Source organism: Chromobacterium sp. W521, from assembly GCF_052805975.1.
Map to the genome: position 1 here is coordinate 1 of NZ_JBRBAF010000038.1, position 1765 is coordinate 1765.

Consider the following 1765-nt stretch of genomic DNA (forward strand, 5'->3'; position numbering starts at 1 on the left):
GATGCGCTGCGCGACGCGCTGGACCCGCGCGCGGCGGCGAAGTGAGTGGGGGAGAACAGACTATGACCCAAAACCAGACCCTGCTGTCGGTGCGCAACCTCAAAGTGGCGTTCCGCCAGGAGAACGGCGGCGAATTCCAGGCGCTCAAGGGCGTCAGCTTCGACATCCCGGCCAAGCGCACCGTGGCGCTGGTGGGCGAATCCGGCTCCGGCAAATCGGTGACCTCGATGGCCATCATGCGGCTGCTGTCGCCGCAGCACGCGCACATCGCCCCGGACAGCCAGATCCTGCTGCAAGGGCGGGATCTGCTCAAGGCCAGCGGCGCCGAGATGCGCGCGCTGCGCGGCAAAGACATTGCGATGATCTTCCAGGAACCGATGAGCTCGCTGAACCCGGTGTTCAGCGTGGGCGAGCAGATCATGGAAGCCCTGATGCTGCACGCCAAGCTGAGCCGCCGCGCCGCGCGCCGGCGCGCGATCGAACTCTTGCGCGAAGTGGGCCTGCCGGAACCGGAAAGCAAGGTGGACAGCTACCCGCACCAGCTATCCGGCGGCCAGCAGCAGCGGGTGATGATCGCGATGGCTATCGCCTGCGAACCCAAGCTGCTGATTGCCGACGAACCCACCACCGCGCTGGACGTGACCATCCAGAAGCAGATCCTGCAACTGATCGCGGACTTGCAGAAGAAGCACGGCATGGCGGTGCTGTTCATCACCCACGACCTGGGCGTGGTGGGCGAGTTCGCCGACGAAGTCATCGTCATGCGTCATGGCGAAATCCGCGAGCAGGGCAATGTGCAGCAAATCTTCGACGCGCCGCAGGACGCCTACACGAAGGCGCTGCTGGCCTGCCGGCCGCACCTGGACCGGCGGCCGCAGCGGCTGGCGGTGATCGACGACTTCCTGCAGCCGGGCGGCTACGTGGAACCGCCGCAGCGCGAGCGCGGCTACCGGGCGGACGACGACATCATCCTGGACGTGCGGGGCCTCAGCAAATCCTTCGACGTGCGCGAAGGTTTGTTCGGCAAACGCCAGTTCCACGCGGTCAAGGACGTGTCCTTCAAACTGGCCAAGGGCAAAACCCTGGGCATCGTCGGCGAATCCGGCTCCGGCAAGACCACCGTCGGCCTGACCCTGGTGCGGCTGCACCAGGCCAGCGGCGGCCAGGCGTTCTTCCACGGTCAGGATCTGCTGGGCATGGACGCCAAGGCCTTCCACGCCTACAAACGCCGCATCCAGATCATCTTCCAGAACCCCTACGCCTCGCTGAACCCGCGCTTCACGGTGGAGCAGATCCTGAGCGAACCGATGCAGCTGCACGGCATCGGCCGCGACGGCGGCGAACGGCGCCAGCTGGCGCAAACCCTGCTGGACAAGGTGGGGATGCCGGCGGGGGCGCTGCAGAAATACCCGCACGAATTCTCCGGCGGCCAGCGCCAGCGCATCGCCATCGCGCGCTGCCTGACCTTGAAACCGGAAGTGCTGATCTGCGACGAATCGGTGTCGGCGCTGGATGTGTCGGTGCAGGCGCAAGTGCTGAACCTGCTGCAAGACCTGCAGGACGAATACGGTCTGTCCTATCTGTTCATCTCGCACGACCTGGCGGTGGTGAAACACATCTCGGACCAAGTGATGGTGATGAACAAGGGGGAAGTGGTGGAGCAGGCGGACGCGGACCAGATCTACCGCGAGCCGCGTGAGAGCTATACCCGCAAGTTGTTGGAGTCGATTCCGCAGGGCTGGGTGGGGATGGCGCCGGCTTGAGA

At 65.4% G+C, this 1765-nt stretch carries 1 protein-coding gene; it reads left to right on the plus strand.

Annotation, left to right across the window (positions count from 1 at the left end):
• Nucleotides 1-62 precede the first annotated feature (62 nt).
• Nucleotides 63-1763 carry an ABC transporter ATP-binding protein gene (locus tag ACUXV1_RS23185; protein ID WP_194426622.1) on the plus strand — a complete coding sequence of 567 codons (1701 nt, stop codon included), beginning with the start codon at nt 63-65 and terminating at the stop codon, nt 1761-1763.
• Nucleotides 1764-1765 lie beyond the last annotated feature (2 nt).